Source organism: Erythrobacter litoralis (genome assembly GCF_029760855.1).
Taxonomy (GTDB): domain Bacteria; phylum Pseudomonadota; class Alphaproteobacteria; order Sphingomonadales; family Sphingomonadaceae; genus Qipengyuania; species Qipengyuania litoralis_A.
In genome coordinates this window covers 227,636-240,612 of sequence record NZ_SOSI01000005.1, presented here as the reverse complement: position 1 = coordinate 240,612, position 12,977 = coordinate 227,636, and the positions used below count along the sequence as shown (strand labels likewise).

Annotated in this window: 16 protein-coding genes; 8 read left to right on the top strand and 8 right to left on the bottom strand. The window is 58.3% G+C overall.

Annotated features, from left to right (window positions below; genetic code table 11):
• Nucleotides 1–25: 25 nt before the first annotated feature.
• Genes E3U23_RS11250 through E3U23_RS11230 form a run of 5 tightly spaced genes read left to right on the top strand, consistent with a single transcriptional unit; the run spans nt 26 to nt 1,925 of the window.
• The gene (locus E3U23_RS11250) at nt 26–310 is read left to right on the top strand and encodes a hypothetical protein (RefSeq protein WP_279351357.1); all 285 of its coding nucleotides are present in this window, start codon (nt 26–28) and stop codon (nt 308–310) included.
• Nucleotides 303–500, top strand: coding sequence for a hypothetical protein (locus E3U23_RS11245; RefSeq protein ID WP_279351356.1), 198 nt, complete (start codon nt 303–305; stop codon nt 498–500). The genes E3U23_RS11250 and E3U23_RS11245 overlap by 8 nt, the downstream gene beginning before the upstream one ends.
• Nucleotides 497–877 carry a hypothetical protein gene (locus E3U23_RS11240; protein ID WP_279351355.1) on the top strand — a complete coding sequence of 127 codons (381 nt, stop codon included), beginning with the start codon at nt 497–499 and terminating at the stop codon, nt 875–877. The genes E3U23_RS11245 and E3U23_RS11240 overlap by 4 nt, the downstream gene beginning before the upstream one ends.
• On the top strand, nt 874–1,311 hold the full coding sequence (locus E3U23_RS11235; protein ID WP_279351354.1) for a D-Ala-D-Ala carboxypeptidase family metallohydrolase: 438 nt from the start codon (nt 874–876) through the stop codon (nt 1,309–1,311). The genes E3U23_RS11240 and E3U23_RS11235 overlap by 4 nt, the downstream gene beginning before the upstream one ends.
• Nucleotides 1,311–1,925, top strand: coding sequence for a hypothetical protein (locus tag E3U23_RS11230; protein ID WP_279351353.1), 615 nt, complete (start codon nt 1,311–1,313; stop codon nt 1,923–1,925). Before E3U23_RS11235 ends, E3U23_RS11230 begins: the two co-directional genes overlap by 1 nt.
• 7 nt (nt 1,926–1,932) lie before the next feature.
• Here the strand turns inward: E3U23_RS11230 and E3U23_RS11225 are convergent, their stop codons facing one another.
• A complete protein-coding gene (locus E3U23_RS11225; protein ID WP_279351352.1) occupies nt 1,933–2,064 on the bottom strand; it encodes a hypothetical protein in 132 nt (43 codons plus the stop codon).
• Between E3U23_RS11225 and E3U23_RS11220 the strand changes: the two genes are divergently transcribed.
• Nucleotides 2,064–2,330: a hypothetical protein gene (locus E3U23_RS11220; protein ID WP_279351351.1), complete on the top strand. Its 267-nt coding sequence runs from the start codon at nt 2,064–2,066 to the stop codon at nt 2,328–2,330. The genes E3U23_RS11225 and E3U23_RS11220 overlap by 1 nt on opposite strands.
• Before the next feature lie 109 nt (nt 2,331–2,439).
• On the opposite strand, the gene E3U23_RS11215 is transcribed toward E3U23_RS11220, so the two are convergent.
• Nucleotides 2,440–2,925 carry a hypothetical protein gene (locus E3U23_RS11215; protein ID WP_279351350.1) on the bottom strand — a complete coding sequence of 162 codons (486 nt, stop codon included), beginning with the start codon at nt 2,923–2,925 and terminating at the stop codon, nt 2,440–2,442.
• Between the two features lie 141 nt (nt 2,926–3,066).
• Here E3U23_RS11215 and E3U23_RS11210 point away from each other — a divergent pair, with 141 nt between their 5' ends.
• A complete protein-coding gene (locus E3U23_RS11210; RefSeq protein ID WP_279351349.1) occupies nt 3,067–4,251 on the top strand; it encodes a tyrosine-type recombinase/integrase in 1,185 nt (394 codons plus the stop codon).
• A gap of 150 nt (nt 4,252–4,401) precedes the next feature.
• Nucleotides 4,402–5,238 (top strand): DNA adenine methylase, encoded by an 837-nt coding sequence (locus tag E3U23_RS11205; protein WP_279351348.1) that lies wholly within the window; start codon nt 4,402–4,404, stop codon nt 5,236–5,238.
• Between the two features lie 168 nt (nt 5,239–5,406).
• Here E3U23_RS11205 and E3U23_RS11200 read toward each other — a convergent pair whose 3' ends face one another.
• The 6 genes from E3U23_RS11200 to E3U23_RS11175 form a co-directional block, all read right to left on the bottom strand.
• Nucleotides 5,407–6,228, bottom strand: coding sequence for a hypothetical protein (locus E3U23_RS11200; protein WP_279351347.1), 822 nt, complete (start codon nt 6,226–6,228; stop codon nt 5,407–5,409).
• A 19-nt stretch (nt 6,229–6,247) separates the two neighbouring features.
• Nucleotides 6,248–7,504, bottom strand: coding sequence for a tyrosine-type recombinase/integrase (locus E3U23_RS11195; protein WP_279351346.1), 1,257 nt, complete (start codon nt 7,502–7,504; stop codon nt 6,248–6,250).
• 472 nt (nt 7,505–7,976) lie between these two features.
• Nucleotides 7,977–9,356, bottom strand: a complete 1,380-nt coding sequence (locus E3U23_RS11190; protein ID WP_279351345.1) for a TIR domain-containing protein — start codon at nt 9,354–9,356, stop codon at nt 7,977–7,979.
• A gap of 181 nt (nt 9,357–9,537) precedes the next feature.
• Complete coding sequence (locus tag E3U23_RS11185; RefSeq protein ID WP_279351344.1) at nt 9,538–11,178, bottom strand: ATP-dependent nuclease; 1,641 nt, start codon at nt 11,176–11,178, stop codon at nt 9,538–9,540.
• Between the two features lie 2 nt (nt 11,179–11,180).
• Nucleotides 11,181–12,326: a DUF262 domain-containing protein gene (locus E3U23_RS11180; RefSeq protein ID WP_279351343.1), complete on the bottom strand. Its 1,146-nt coding sequence runs from the start codon at nt 12,324–12,326 to the stop codon at nt 11,181–11,183.
• Between the two features lie 15 nt (nt 12,327–12,341).
• A complete protein-coding gene (locus E3U23_RS11175) occupies nt 12,342–12,896 on the bottom strand; it encodes a recombinase family protein (RefSeq protein WP_279351342.1) in 555 nt (184 codons plus the stop codon).
• Nucleotides 12,897–12,977 lie beyond the last annotated feature (81 nt).

The window sequence follows — 12,977 nt, the reverse complement described above, 5'->3', positions numbered from 1 at the left end:
ACACCAATTCGAGGAGACGGAGGCCATGATCTTGGACCTTCTGCTCGCAGCCGCGCCGACGATGAGCGCGCCCGATGTCGTCGAGGCCGGCCGGGTCATGGCCGAGCTCGACGACTGGCGGGCGATCCTGTTCGTCGCGCTCGTGCTGTGTGCGCTGATGCTCGCTGCACTGCTCGGCGTCGTCTTCATGGCCTTTCGCGCCTGGACGAAGTCGGCGGATGCGCTTGGCGCAGTACGCGAAGTCATTGCGGGGCTGAACATCATCGTTGCGCGGATCGAGACGCGACTGGGGATCCGGGACGATGAGTGATCTGAAAAGCATTCGCGCTGCCTTGCGCGCCGCGTTCCCGCCGAAATTCTCCGGCGTCCAGAAATTCTTCGCCGACATCGACGGGCTGAAGGCAGAGGCCGAGCAGCTGACCAGGCGCGCCGAACGCATCGAGCGCCTCCTCGGCGCGGATCGCGGCATAACCGAACTCACACAAGGCAAGGGCGAATGATCCTCTTCATCTTCGGCTGCATGGTGCTCGGCAGCATTTTCATCGTGGCCGGCTACACCATGCCCGGATGGCGCCGGCGCTTTCCGCTGTCGATCTATAATGCGGGGCTCGCGATGGCGCTCGGCATGGATCTCCACGCGCTGGGCATGATCCTGCAGCTTTACGGCCGTATCGAGCAGATGGTCGGCGACGGCGCGACCTTCGCGACCGACGACCCCGTCTATTTTGTCGGGTCGGTGATGATCATCGCCGGCAAGTCGCTTTTTGTCTGGGTCGCCGCGCTCGGCGAAGGCCGGACCTATTCCCGCCCGTTCTGGTGGAGTTACTGGGCGCTGCTGGCGGTCTGGCTCCTCGTTTGCTGGAGTTTCTTCGCATGAACCTGTCCCCGCATTTTACTCTTGCCGAGATGACCGCGTCGCAGACCGCCGCGCGGCGCGACATTCCGAACGATCCGCCGCCGGCCGTCATCGCGAACCTTCGCACGCTTTGCATCGAAGTACTCGAACCGGTACGCACCCATTTCGATCGACCGGTCGTCGTCTCGAGCGGATACCGTTCGCCGATCCTCAACCGCGCGATCGGAGGTTCCGGCAGCAGCCAGCATTGCCTGGGCGAGGCGGCGGATTTCACGGTACCGGGGGTCGGCGTGCTGGATCTCGCGCAGTGGATGCAGCGCAACCTCAACTACGACCAGCTGATCTACGAGTACGGGCGATGGGTGCATGTCAGCTACCGGCATGGCCGGCTGCGCAACATGGAGCTTACCGCGAAGTATGGGGTGCGCGGCTATCTCACCGGGCTGCGCGCCTGATGCCGCCCTGGACCACCGCTCGCATCGCGCTGAAGGGCGTCTGGCTCGCCGCGATCGGCGCGGCCGTTCTCGTGCTGGCGATCTTTGCCAGTATACAGTCGGTGCGGCTCAACGGATTTCATCTCGGGCCGATATCGATTGCGGGGTGGATCGCGAAGGCGGGCGAGTACGAGGCACAGCGCGACAGCGAACGCCTGGCCCATAGCACCACCAAACAGACATACCGCCTCGCACAGGAAGAGGCTGCGCGTCTCGAGCGCGAACGGCTCGAGCGGGTTACGGCCGAACAGGAGAAAATTTCCGATGCCATCGAGAACGATTACCGCGCTCGCCTCGCTATCGTGCGTGATCGCGCTGACAGGTTGCGGCAAGAGCTATCGGCCGGAACCGGTACTGAGCGTGAGGCCGCAGGCGACTCAGTGCCCGGGTTATCCCATGCCGCCGCAGGATCTAATGAAACGGCCAGCGATCCTCGACTTCCTGCCACAGGACGAACCACAAACCAGCTCGAGCGCGATCTCATCGCCACCGAGCAGGCCATCCAGCTCGACGCGCTGATCGGTTGGGTTGAAGCGCAAGCCAAGGTCGACCCCGCCGCAGGCGCTTCGGACTAAGTACTTTTCAGTATGCGAGCATGATGAGCTCGATCGCCGAAACGATTAGCCAGGCAATGATGAGCAGGCTCCAGAACGCGAACCCGAAATACAGCTTCCATTCGCCCTTCGGATCCTGAACGTCCGGCTTGCCCTTCATTGACCGATGTTCCCTGCCTGTTCCATCACGTCAGTATGGTTCGACATAAACTCGATTCGGTTAACGAGTGCGCCCGGCGCGGTTACAATCTTCGCTTCACCTGCGACGGATGCGGCCACGTTGTCGAAGCCAACAGCTCCGAATTGATGATCGAATTGAACGCGCGGCGGGTAAGCCTTACTCTATCGACCATCGAGGAAAAGGCACGCTGCAGCGAGTGCGGGCACCGCGGCGCGGCCGTGGTGCCCTGCGACATTAACTTCTAGACCGAAATCCGCGCGAAATTTGGGGGTATCGCCGGGGGTATCGTCCCGCGACGCGGAGCCTGTTTTCGGCAGAACTGCGCGGGCTCGCCACTCGACCGACGCGGAGGGATTATCCGTGCCGTTCGCTATCAATACTGAGGTCTCCGCGGCCAAAGTCGATCAAGGCCGTCATAGCCTTCCCTACTGCAACGTATCTCGCATTTAACAAATGTTCCAAATCGGAAGAAGAACGCTGCCGATCAAATTCCGCGCTCAATTCTATTAGAATGGCTTGGGCGCGTTCCGGCAACAGCAAACGTCCTTTAGCTACTGCTTTTTGAAGCCGCGGTTGAACGTCGCTCAGCCTCGAATGAAATTCGCTGGCTTGGGGATGACCTGCGTAGACATCTGCCTCCTGCAACATCGTGAGGCGGTCATGGTCGATGCCGCGTATCTCAACAAGTAACGAGAGAATTTCTGAATAAGCTTCGAGACTTCTCTCCCAGACCTTTTCTGATTTGTAGCGGGAAAGCGCCCATCGAACGGCAAGCCAAGCGATCAAAAGAGCACCCACTAACTGCGCTATTAGGCGAACAATTTCAAAGTTTTGGGTCATGGCTAGCCTACCTAAACGAACGAAAAACTAAAATCGCAGCTGATAGCTCAGCGATAATCTAGAGCTCAATCCGATAGCGCCGCTTACGTTTCGGATCATCATGTTCGGCCGTCGAGGCGGTCACATAGAACGGATACTCATATGCTGACGAACGCCGCGGCGAAAGCTGCCGGTGCGCATTCGCGCGCGTATAAACTGCACGACCAAGGCGGGCTGCATCTGCTCGTCCGACCTACCGGTACGAAGAGCTGGCAGCAGAAGTATCGGTGGCGTGGCCGCGAGAAGCTGCTCACCTTCGGCCAGTTTCCCGAAGTCAACGTTGCGCGTGCGCGTATTCTGCAGGCCGAGGCGAAGGAGAAGATCGAGCAAGGCGTCGATCCATCGCGGCGCGTCGCGATCACAGTCGATACGCTCGAGCAGCTCGGCCGCGCATGGTACCGCGCGAAGCGCGGCGGATGGTCGGCGGCGCATGCCGGGGACGTCCTCGGCAGTCTCGAACGCGATATCTTCCCCGAGCTGGGCGAACAGACTGCAGACGCGATTACATCGAGGGATCTGCTCGAGGCGATCCGCGCGATTGAGGCGCGCGGCTGCAGGACCAGCGCGCACCGGGTGCGCCAGCGGCTCGGCGAGATATTCAAGTTCGGCCGGGCCGAAGGACTTGTCTCGGCCAACCCGGCCGATGATCTCGGCGCGGCGATGCTCGCGGCGCCGCCATCTTTTCCACATGCCGCCCTGACGACGATCGCCGATTGCCGCGCGCTACTTGCCGCGTGCGAGCTGGACGAGGCGCGGCCGCTCACGATCATGGCATCGCGTTTTCTCGCGCTGACTGCGGTGCGGCTTGCCGCACTGCGCGGCATGGTCTGGGCGGAGATTGATTTCGCGGCACGCACCTGGACGGTGCCGGCCGAACGAATGAAACTGAGCCGCGCGAAGAAGGACGATGCGCGGTTCGATCACGTCGTACCGTTGAGTGAAGCGGCGTTGTTCGTCCTGCGCGGCGCCAAGAATATGCATCGAGCGGATGCAGCTATGCATGATCTGGTGTTCCCCGGCCGCGTGAAAGACAAGCCGATCGGCGCGGGCGCCCTTCGCGAACTGTATATCCGCGCCGGCTACGCCGGCCGACACGTACCACATGGTTGGCGCGCCAGCTTCTCGACGATCCTCAACGAGGAGATGGGCCCGGAGTGGCGCTTCGACATCGATGCCGCGCTTGGCCATGCGGGGAAGGGCAAAGTCGAGGCGGCATACAACCGCTCCGTCCAGCTCGATCGACGCCGCGCGGTGTTCGATCGCTGGGCCGAAATTCTATCAATCTGAACGAAATTCCTTCGTCCCGTGCAGCGGGAGCGGGGGTTGCCTGGTTGCTCCCAGGCGAACCGACGGGCTGCAACCCGCCGCGACACAGCTGGCCGACTGGCCGCCCCGCACCCGCGCATACGGGCGGGGTCAATGGAGCCCCTTGGGAACATGGAGTCAATTCAAAGCATCAAGCCCGTCCGTCCCGCCGCCGGATATATCGGTGGAAAGCGCAATCTAGCGCGCCGGATCTGTTCGTTGATCGCCAATACCGAGCACGATGGATACGCCGAACCGTTCGTCGGCATGGGCGGCATCTTCCTGCGCCGTTCGAGTCGCCCGCGCGTCGAGATCATCAATGATATCAGCGGCGACGTCGTCACGTTCTTCCGCGTCCTGCAGGAGCACTACCCTTATTTTATCGACATGCTGCGATTCCGGCTCGCGAGCCGGAACGAGTTCGAGCGGCTTGCCGGTCTCGATCCGAAACGGCTTACCGATCTGCAGCGCGCGGCGCGTTTCCTGTATCTCCAGAAGCTCGCCTTCGGCGGGAAGGTCGCGGGCCGCAATTTCGGTGTCGATAACCGGCAAGGCGCGCGGTTCAATATCACGAAGCTTGAACCCGTACTCGATGACCTGCACGATCGGCTTGCCGGAGTGACGATCGAGGAGCTGCCGTTCCTCGACTTCGTCCGGCGATACGATCGACCGGGCATGCTGTTCTACTGCGATCCGCCCTATTACGGGTGCGAGGATGACTACGGCGCGGCGGTCTTCTCGCCCGACGACTTCGCGAAACTGGCGGAGGCGGCGGCCGGCGCGCGCGGCAAGATGATTATCTCAATCAATGATACGCCGGAGGTTCGCGAGATCTTCGCCGACCTAGTCCAGGTGCCGGTCGAGACCACCTATACGATCTCGACGAAGGCGATCGGTGCCAAGCGCGTTGGCGAGCTGATCATCAGCAACTTCGAACCGGAAGATCGTGCAGCCCTGCTGGCTGCATAACGCTGCCGAGTGGCACGAACCTTGCCACTCGGTCCTCGCCGAGCCGGAGGCGGCGCAGCCGCCGACCTCCGCCGGTGCGGATAGTGGGAGTTTGAGGGCCGCGGGGAGAATGCGGGGGCGGTGACCGGGTCCAGACGCATGGCCTGACTACATGTCAGGCCATTCTTTTCATGTAGTAGGAACTACTACCCCGGTCTCTCCGCTTCTGCCGGATTCGCGCTGGTGCCTTTCCTGCGCGTCCACCAGTGCCGCCAGGCGCTTGAGCTGTTCGCCGAGCAGATCATCGCCATTCCAGCGCTGCTGCTCGACATATTCCCGGGCTGTCAGCTGCCGGAGCATTCGCTCGAACTCGAGCCTGTCGTTCGCCCTGCGTTGATTTTCGCAGGCGGGCAGGGGTGCCTTACCGATCAGACGCATCAGCCAGCCCTTCATGGCTTCCGGCGCGAGCAGGGCGTACGCATTGCTTACCTGCTCGACCTGCGGACCATAGGGGTCCGGCTTGTCGATCGGGCGACTGCGCCGGATCCACTGGAGGAAGCCAGCTCGTCGCAATCGTCGCAGGGCATCGTGGACGGCGGAGTACGACCGGCCGATTTCCGACGCGATCGTCGCAATAGCAGGCTCGAGCCTTCCGGTCGCGTAATCGACCAGCTCGTAAAGATAGCGCAGAACCTCCAGCCCGACTTCGCCGAGCTCGCCGTTGCGGGCCCCCGGTTCGACTTCGCGCCGCTTGGTGCGCGTCTTGATCTCGAATGCTCGAGCGGCTTTCAGCAGCGCAGACGTCCAGCGCTTGCCGCCCCGCGTCGAACCGTCGTTGATCGGCCGCCATATGCGGTCCTCGAAGGTTCCTTCGGTGTAGGAGTTACGCCAGACGGGCTGTCCTGATCGAGGATTGTCGCCCCGCTCGAGAAGTGCCCGCGCTTTCCGGCTGAGCGTATTCCCGGCGATTTTTGCAGCGAGGCTGCCGAACGGGGTAGCGGTGGCGTTCATGCCGCACCGCCGATCGCGGTCAGCCGGTCGGCTGAAATTTCCGCAGGCCGTCGACCAGCTCGGCCGCCGGTGTTAGGCCCTCGCAAAGCAGATCGGCCCATTCCTGTGCGAGTTCGCGGCGCCGGCGCATGTAAGCCGCGCGGTTGTAGACCGCTTCGGTCCCCGGCGGTTTGTGAGCCAGCATGAGATCGATGATCGCGCGATCGGCCGGGCGGTCGAGATCGGCTGCGCGCTCGTTCATGATCGTGCTGAAGCTGCTGCGCCACCCGTGCGGAACATGTCGCCCCTCGAAGCCCGGAACGCGGCGGTAGTTGGTGTTGAGGCCGTTTTCGCTGATCGGCCGGTGCGAGTGCCGGCTCGAGGGAAAGAGGAACTTCCGCTTGCCCGCGAACCCGATCGCTGCCGCGACCAGCTCGGCCGCCTGCCGTGACAGCGGAATGATGAACTCGAACGCGTCCTGTTCGCTGGCCGCACGCTCGAGCTTCATCTTGGATGCCGGTATCCGCCAGAGCGGCTCGGCCGTGCCGAGCCCCTCGAACTCCTCGCGCTGCGCCATCCTGATCGGTCCGGGGCGCGCGGCCGTTAATGCGAGCAAGCGCGAGGCCAGCTTCGTTGCCGGCTGACACGGCTGCGATTCCATCGTTCGCAGAAAGGCGCGCGCCTGACGCAGCTCGAGCAGGGCGGGAAACCGGCGCGAAACTTTCGGCCGCAGTGCCTTGCCGATCGAGGCGGCCGGGTTGTTCTCCGCCCAGTCCAGCGCAATCGCGCATTCGAAGATCGCGCTGCAGTAATTGCGCAAGCGATGCGCGACCTCGATGGCGCCGCGATCCTGCACCGGCTCGAGCAGGGTCAGGATATCGCGCGGCCGAATTTCGCCAAGCCCCTTCTTCCCCAGTTGGGTAAGGACGTCCGCATCCAGACGATCCCTCACCGTCTTCGCGTGCTTGGGCTTCCAGCTGTCCTTCTGCAGGTCGAGCCACTTTCGCGCCGCATCGCCGAAAGTGTAAGAGCTTTCCGCAGCGGGCGCCGGCATTGCCGGATCCACCCCCCGGCGTAAAAGCTCGCGCGCCTCGAACATCCGGTCCCGTGCCGCCGTGAGCCGAACCTCCGGATAAGGCCCGAAGGTCAGCTTCTTTTCCTTCCCACCGAAACGGTATTTCAGTTTCCAGCTCCGATAGCCGGTCGTCGAGACGAGAAGATAGAGACCGTGCTGGTCGGGAAGCCTGTACGGCTTCTCTCGGGGTATCGCCGTACGGCAGCGAGCATCTGTCAGCATGCGAGGCCCCCACTTTGCGAAGACCTGGCCCCGCAAAAGCCCCCATGACAGTTGGGAATAGCTGGGTAAGGTCGAGCTTGGTTGAGAGCGGGGTGCTGTCGTAAGGCGCGGAAATCAAGGCCTTTTGGGTACAGCGTGGACCCCTTGGGTACGGTATCTGGCTCCCCGAGTTGGATTCGAACCAACGACCAAGTGATTAACAGTCAGTCGCATTTCGGCGGGCCAACTGCGCTTTACCCCTTGCAGAGCTATGGAAATCGGACAGTTTGAGTGGGACGGGAAGGCTGTTTCGGGACGTCGGGGACACAGAGTAGTACACAGCGGAGTACACACTTGCGGGCTTTCAAAAATTCCATCGCCAGGTTTTTCTGCCGAGGTACTCTCAGATTTGGGGGAGAGGCCCTGAGATACCCGAAGTGGAACCGCTCAAGATTTGGTGCCGCTTTCCTGGACCACGTGGGGGGAGGGGCTTTCAGGCGGAGAAATCTCTGACTCCGTTAGGATTGATTCTATACGTAAAGCGCAGCTCGAACCGGTCGGAGTTTCGCCCCTTGTAGCCGATTTCGATCAGTTCGAGTGCGGCGTAGTTCCCGTGGATGTTCCGAAGGATTACCACTTCTCCTTTGTTCGCTCTCCTCGAACGGGAAGAGAAATCGTATGAGCTTGCATCGGTGATTTCGTCGATACGCGTCGCTCCTTCGGCAATGGCAATGCCATGGATGGTAGGCGGGTCGTTATAGGCGTGAATGGTGTCGGCTCCTGCCCCCGACCATTTCGTCTCAAACTGGACCTCGCCTTCGCCAATTAGGTATCGACCATCATGGTTCGTATAGTCGAATGCGACTTTTCCACGTAGGCTCTCCGAATATTGTGGAGCCGCATCGGATGCCTTCCCGCTTAGTGGGCTGTGACCAATTTTCTCTATGATCGCTTTCGCCAAATCGGATGGCTGAAATTGTTCCGCCTGTACGTATTGAAGGGTTGAAGGCAGTCCGGGGACCTCTGCTTGGTCGAAACGCACCGGTAGGATGTACTCGTCCTCATCCTGCATTTGCCGCGATATCGCAGCTTGCCGCTCCTGACGCGGCCAAGCTTTCGAGACGTAGTCCTCAGAAATGAACATCACCACATAGGCAGCCCTTTTCGAGAATAGATCAGTGAATGCTGCCGCTCCATCTTTCCCCCAAAGGTCCACCGTGCTGTGACGGTCATAAAAGACTGTGACGCCTTCCTTTTTCAAATATTCCGCCACGGCCTCGATATACTCGCGTTGCTCGCCCGCAAAGGATAGCGCCACCTGATATTTTGTCATGTCTTCGGCCTCTTCATCTGATGCGAACGCTAAGGCGTCGCGCTTAGAAATAGCTGAGCTAGGTGAACCGCCCTGATGGGCTTCGAGGATCGCGTCAGCTTGTTGGCGGATTTTCGATTTGGAAGTGCCGTACCATCGCCCCTGGTCAGACGGGCCAGGAATGTTAATCCCATCACCCCGCAGTCCTTGATCACAATCGATGGCTCTGTGGCGAATGATTTCCACGAAAGTGCCTAACTGGCCCGCTGCTTCATCCAGCGCCTTCGGCAAGACCTCTGGTCGATAGCGCGAGGCTTCTCGTTCGACCCACTCCAACTGTTCGAGTATTTCGTTTCGAATGCCCCGGGGAAGGGCCTCCCAAAATACGTCCCTTGTCGAGCCGAAGTACCCAATGCCCTCCCAATGCGATTTCTTGCCGTTGAATAGGTCGACGCTGACCCCACGCCCGTCTTTCAAACCAAACCATTGGAACAGCCAATTCTCGAAGAAGGCTCGACGGTCTTCAAGCCGTCTGCGCAATCGGTTGGCGATGGGTAACATGGGCTTCCGGCGCTTTGAGATCTCGTGAGCGTTGGCCTTACTTCAAGTGCCTGTAAACGCTCGTCCGTCCAACGTGCAGTGCTTTTGCGATCTGAAACGATTGCTGTCCTCGACCCGCAAATTTCTCATGATCTCGCTGTCAAATTAAGACTCGCGACCAATACGCAAGGATAGAGCGACACTACTTATTGTTCGGTTTGTCTTCAGCCTGCACTTCTGTCTCATCGATAACGGGTTCGGTCTCCACCGTCACAGGCATATCAGCAATTCTCACCTTCTCCGTCGCGAGGCCCTTATTTTTTACATGGGCGTCTGATTCCGACTGCGGCTCGGCGGGGAAGATCACCGCTTCTATTTCACCGACACAGGACAAACATGTCTCAGGCGAACCATCTTGTCTCTCCCATATCGAAAAAAGTTGCTGAAACAGCATTCCTTTGTCGACACCTAGCGCCTTAGCAAATTCTTCGAACCAATCGTGTGCTTCCTCACCCTCGAGAGCAAAGTTTATCTCCGACAGCCGTTCAACCCCTAGGGCTACTTGCACGTTGTTGGGGTCGTCTTCGACCAATTTGCGGAAAACTTGCTCAATTGGGATATCGCCTGGCAGGAAGGCTGAGAATGGTTCTACATCAGTCTCAACACTGCCTTTTTGGTCCCCATCGTAGAGGCCGACGATTGACAGGTCAGTTGGCTTGCCACCCAGGCGCTTAAGACAGGCTGTGATGTCGCCGTGACCGTTCATCACGATTATCTCGGAACGTCTAAACAGCTCAGGTCGGTAACGGCGTAAAATCGCATTGGCGAATGTCTTGGCCGCATTATCTTCAACCAAAATTAGATTGTCGACCCTCTGCTCGATTCCAATCGTCCCGAGCAGCTCAGGCGATGCTCCCCCTGTGTCGACTACTGCATTGCCTCGGTCTCGATGAATGAAGGAGCGATGTTCATCGCTAACAGTCTCGATAATCTTGGGTGAATGTGAGGTAACGACCACCACATAATGCTTCTGGACTGCGAGAACCGTCAAAAAGTTGACGAAAGCCTTTTGCGATTTCGGCGACAAGAAGCTTTCGGGTTCCTCAATGAGAAGCAATGAATTGGGCTTAGCCTGATTTACCTCCCACCAGAGGTACATTGCGGCAGCTTCACCAGTACCCATCGTGCGGCTGTCATAATGGTCATCCTGATAGGTAACCTCGAAAAATGGAGCGTAGAGACCGTCTGCGATCTCTACTTCGTAGACCGACACACTTCGATAGGAACGCGAACAAAGCGAATTAATATGTTCTACATCGGATTGGTTGAGGCTTAACGGTGCAACACCGTTAGTAATTTCCTCGAAGTTACCGATCTCACAAAACGCGTTTTGATATCGCGCAGCCCGGCCAGCTGAATCTATATGGATGACGGTGACGGGAAAGGTTGGCCTTGGTGAAGTTTCCCCGTCTTCGCTCTCCTCATCCTCTTCACCCGCTTCGGGAACCTCAGGCTCTTCGTCCGAATTAGCGCCAAACACCTGCTCAGCCCGACGTTTTTCTGTGTCCCAATGATATTCGAGCAAGCCCCGACCAGCGAGCAGTTTGAGGTCCGTGCCAGGGGTGCGAACATAGGTGCTGGGCGATGCAGTTGCCCAGATTGCCCTGAGAAGAGTGGTCTTACCGACGCCATTCGGTCCGCAGAGGACGGTAAGTGGCCCCGAGAATCCAAACTCGCCACTTCCCAAGCTAGGAATACGTTCAAATTCGAACCGATGTAATTTTAATGGCCAATCATCAGCTCGTTCCGTGAGCTTAGTCTGATACCGGCGGAACTTTGCCATCCTCATCGAATCGTAGCCCACTCGGCAGGGCGGATTTGGTGCTGGAGAAACCCCGCGATATCCGGCTTTTCTTCATCCCATTGACCGTCTGACAAATATGAGTCGAGGGTCTCGAGGACGTACATCGGGATATCGGCATGAATTTCGCCATTAGGTGAGCCGACATAGTAGGCGTACCATAGAGCAATGTCCCGGAAGACAACTGAAGATACATCGGTAACGCGTAAGCTTGATCGGTCTTTGAAGAGTTCTACCGCAAGCATCACTCGGGGATCGTGGCCAACGCCTTCTTCCTGCACATGATAAAACCAATCCAAAAAGCGATGGTCGTGGCTAGCGCCTCTCCAGCGACAATAAAATAGAAGCCAACTTAAAGAACTAGCTTTATTGAAGCGAACCCGGCCTGCGAATTCGCGAGCGTCACTAAATATACGGATTGCACGCTCGGTAGCTCCAAAAACATCGTGAGAAAATTCTTCTCTGCTTTTAAAGCGCTGAGAAATAACTTTTTCAGTGCTTTTTTTAGCGAACGAGCCTTGTTCTATGAAATATAGGATACGCGCAATGATATCATCGTAGGCCAACCGCGAGTTTGAGAAGCCCAGGGTGGTCTTCGAATTTCCCAAAGATTCGAAAAGCGCAACTAACTCCTTCAGCTGTTCGCGGGCGGGGCCGTAAAAAGCGTTTCTTTGCTCACCAGCGGTCAGCATAGTTGGCTGATTGAGCCTATAAAAAAGCTCGCTTGGTTCATCGGGATTGTAGTCGGTGATCTTGAAGCAGCGGAGGGTGTGATTATCGACCAGTCTTCGCTGAGTTTGGTCGAGGTCCCGGTAGAATTTCCCTCCTAGACTCTCGATGAAGTCATCTTGTGGGGTCGCGGCTCCATCAATCGAGAAGGAATTGGCAAAAAAATCTCGAATTGCGGCCAACCTTTGCTGCCCATCGAGAACGTCCATGTGACCATCTTTGGCAACTACAAGGAATACGGGCGGTATGGACCAACCGCGCAAAATCGTGTCGATTAGACGCTTCTTTTTTAGAGCAGGCCAAATTTCTTGCCGTTGGAAATCTGGTTGTAGGTCTATGTCTTCGCCATTGATGCGGTCGACGATTGTTCGCAGGTCAGGTTCCCACGGGATTAATTTCATACTGGTTCACCAAACTCACTGCGGCTCTTTTGCGAGGTACCGATAAACACTAGCGCGTCCAATGCTCATTTTTTTCGCAATAGCCGAAGGCCCCATTCCAGCCTCCTGGAGAGTGCGAATTTCATGGGCGTCAATTTGTCTTTTTCTGCCTTTGTATACGCCGCGCGCCTTTGCTCGGGCTATACCCTCCAATTGGCGTTCCTTGCGTATGTCCGCCTCAAAGGCTGCGACTGCGCCGAGGATGGCCATCATAAGTCTGCCGGTCGATGAATCGGTATCTACGCCGCTTTGTTGCAGGCAACGGAAAGCTACCCCCTTACCTTGCAATCGCTCGATGATTGCAAACAGATCGCCGACCGAGCGGGCTAATCGATCGAGCCTTGTAACGATGAAGGTGTCCCCCTCACGAACGTAATCCAGGGCATCTTCGAGCTGTCGCCTACCCTTCGCGGTTAGGCCTGAACGCTTCTCGGCGAATATCTTCTCACACCCTGCTTCGGATAACGCTTTCTCCTGAATTTCGAGGCTCTGCCCTACCGAGCTGACTCGTGCGTAACCAACCAATGCCATGGGATACTCCGTCTCAATAGGGTCTAGACGTTGGCGGAATGGCAGGGATTAGTTTTATGGTCAACCCTAATGAGACGCCTG

Coding starts and splice junctions, on each gene's coding strand:
- E3U23_RS11225 (WP_279351352.1), bottom strand. CDS start 2,064: ATGAAGGGCAAGCCGGACGTTCAGGATCCGAAGGGCGAATGGAAGCTG.
- E3U23_RS11180 (WP_279351343.1), bottom strand. CDS start 12,326: ATGAAATTAATCCCGTGGGAACCTGACCTGCGAACAATCGTCGACCGC.
- E3U23_RS11250 (WP_279351357.1), top strand. CDS start 26: ATGATCTTGGACCTTCTGCTCGCAGCCGCGCCGACGATGAGCGCGCCC.
- E3U23_RS11200 (WP_279351347.1), bottom strand. CDS start 6,228: ATGAACGCCACCGCTACCCCGTTCGGCAGCCTCGCTGCAAAAATCGCC.
- E3U23_RS11215 (WP_279351350.1), bottom strand. CDS start 2,925: ATGACCCAAAACTTTGAAATTGTTCGCCTAATAGCGCAGTTAGTGGGT.
- E3U23_RS11230 (WP_279351353.1), top strand. CDS start 1,311: ATGCCGCCCTGGACCACCGCTCGCATCGCGCTGAAGGGCGTCTGGCTC.
- E3U23_RS11240 (WP_279351355.1), top strand. CDS start 497: ATGATCCTCTTCATCTTCGGCTGCATGGTGCTCGGCAGCATTTTCATC.
- E3U23_RS11235 (WP_279351354.1), top strand. CDS start 874: ATGAACCTGTCCCCGCATTTTACTCTTGCCGAGATGACCGCGTCGCAG.
- E3U23_RS11245 (WP_279351356.1), top strand. CDS start 303: ATGAGTGATCTGAAAAGCATTCGCGCTGCCTTGCGCGCCGCGTTCCCG.
- E3U23_RS11190 (WP_279351345.1), bottom strand. CDS start 9,356: ATGTTACCCATCGCCAACCGATTGCGCAGACGGCTTGAAGACCGTCGA.
- E3U23_RS11205 (WP_279351348.1), top strand. CDS start 4,402: ATGGAGTCAATTCAAAGCATCAAGCCCGTCCGTCCCGCCGCCGGATAT.
- E3U23_RS11175 (WP_279351342.1), bottom strand. CDS start 12,896: ATGGCATTGGTTGGTTACGCACGAGTCAGCTCGGTAGGGCAGAGCCTC.
- E3U23_RS11195 (WP_279351346.1), bottom strand. CDS start 7,504: ATGCTGACAGATGCTCGCTGCCGTACGGCGATACCCCGAGAGAAGCCG.
- E3U23_RS11185 (WP_279351344.1), bottom strand. CDS start 11,178: ATGGCAAAGTTCCGCCGGTATCAGACTAAGCTCACGGAACGAGCTGAT.
- E3U23_RS11210 (WP_279351349.1), top strand. CDS start 3,067: ATGCTGACGAACGCCGCGGCGAAAGCTGCCGGTGCGCATTCGCGCGCG.